At 41.0% G+C, this 1,489-nt stretch carries 3 protein-coding genes; 1 reads left to right on the plus strand and 2 read right to left on the minus strand.

From position 1 onward, the window contains the following. Positions 1–100: IS1 family transposase (locus H1P_RS39740; protein ID WP_222427060.1), on the plus strand; the 100-nt coding region annotated here is incomplete at its 5' end. Between the two features lie 34 nt (positions 101–134). Here the strand turns inward: H1P_RS39740 and H1P_RS35470 are convergent. Continuing rightward, positions 135–1,076, minus strand: a complete 942-nt coding sequence (locus H1P_RS35470; RefSeq protein ID WP_144876492.1) for a malate dehydrogenase — start codon at positions 1,074–1,076, stop codon at positions 135–137. Between the two features lie 146 nt (positions 1,077–1,222). Continuing rightward, positions 1,223–1,489, minus strand: a 267-nt coding sequence (locus H1P_RS37990) for a hypothetical protein (RefSeq protein WP_144876494.1), incomplete at its 5' end; no start/stop codon positions are given.

Below are 1,489 nucleotides of genomic sequence, written 5' to 3' on the forward strand. Positions count from 1 at the left end.
ATTACAACGCAAAACTATTTGCTTCTCGAAGATAGTTCCAATGCACGATCTGGTTATTGGACTATACATTAACAAGTATGAATTTGGTAGAGAAATTTAGCTTTTTACACTCTTTTATTACACTACCGAGAGAATCAGTAAGGGTGAGCTATTTGTGACTGACAGAACTGAATTTGTTGTTGAATCACGTGAGCGCAGTTCTGGAATGCCAGAGTTTCCCGTTCATTAAGCTGAGTTTCCAGGCGACGATGAATACCCTGACGACCAATAACGCAAGGAACACTGAGGCAACAGCTGTAGACATTGCAATAACCATCAATGGAAACAGATACTGGTAAGGTAGATCGTAAGTCTTCAACAATACTGCGAACAATCAGTTCAACAGCTAGAGATACCGTGTAATTGGTGTAGCCTTTAGTTTGGAAAATTGTCCAAGCAGACTGCTTGGCATCCTCCACCATCTGTTGGCGCAAAGGGTTAGCATCAATAAATTCACCGCCACACATAGCAGAACTGAGTGCAGCAAACTGCCCGTCTCCATGTTCGCCTAAAATATAAGCATTGATATCGGCAGGATGAATACCTAGTTGGCTTGCGAGAAGATCGCGAAACCGTGCGGAATCGATTAAAGTGCCAGTTCCAATGACTTGTTGCCAATGAATCTGTTTGGAGTGTTGACGAGCAATTTGCCAAATCTGGTAGGTCAAGGCATCAACAGGGTTACTGACATTGATGAAGATGGCTTGAGGGCTATGTCGAACGAGAAGAGGAATCAAAGACAGCATAATCTGAGTGTTACTCAACAGGAGTTCAGCACGACTTTTCATTTCCTTGGTCATGGGCGCACTGACGGCAAGAATAATAATGTCAGATTTGGCAGTATCTTCGATGTCTCCATCTCGAACTAGAAGTCGATGGGGAGTCAGTGCGACTGCTTGTTGAATATCGAGGGCTTCAGCATGAGCAATTTCTCGTGTACGGTTGTAGAGAACGAGTTCGGAAGCCAAGCCATCTTTGGCTATTACAAAGCTGATGGTCGAGCCTACTTTACCAATGCCAATGATAGAGATTTTCATGAGCTAAAGCCAGCAAGAACAATAGTTTTATTCTATCTGGTTCTCAGGGATTTTGTGGGCATTAACTCTCGGTAGTGTAATAAAAGAGTGTAAAAAGCTAAATTTCTCTACCAAATTCATACTTGTTAACGGTACTTAAACAAAAATTATGCCCAAACAAAGCCTAAACTGGCTTTATAAGCTATGAATACATCCCTATTTTTGTTTAACCAATCTACAAAACGAAAAGACATAGCTGTACGAAATGCTTCTAAGAGGATGTACGAAAAGTCTAAAATGTAACTTCTAAGTACAAATAAACTAGAAGTTAGGAAGCAAAGAAAACCTGATCCTACAGATATTTCTAATTCACAATGGACAATTCTCGAACCCTTAATTCCTGATTCAAAACCTGGTGGTCGTCCCAGAACAGT

This window comes from Hyella patelloides LEGE 07179 (genome assembly GCF_900659865.1).
In the GTDB taxonomy this organism is placed as follows: Bacteria; Cyanobacteriota; Cyanobacteriia; order Cyanobacteriales; family Xenococcaceae; genus Hyella; species Hyella patelloides.

Excerpts from the sequence above, each read along its gene's own strand:
- H1P_RS35470 (WP_144876492.1), bottom strand. The coding sequence starts at position 1,076 with ATGAAAATCTCTATCATTGGCATTGGTAAAGTAGGCTCGACCATCAGC.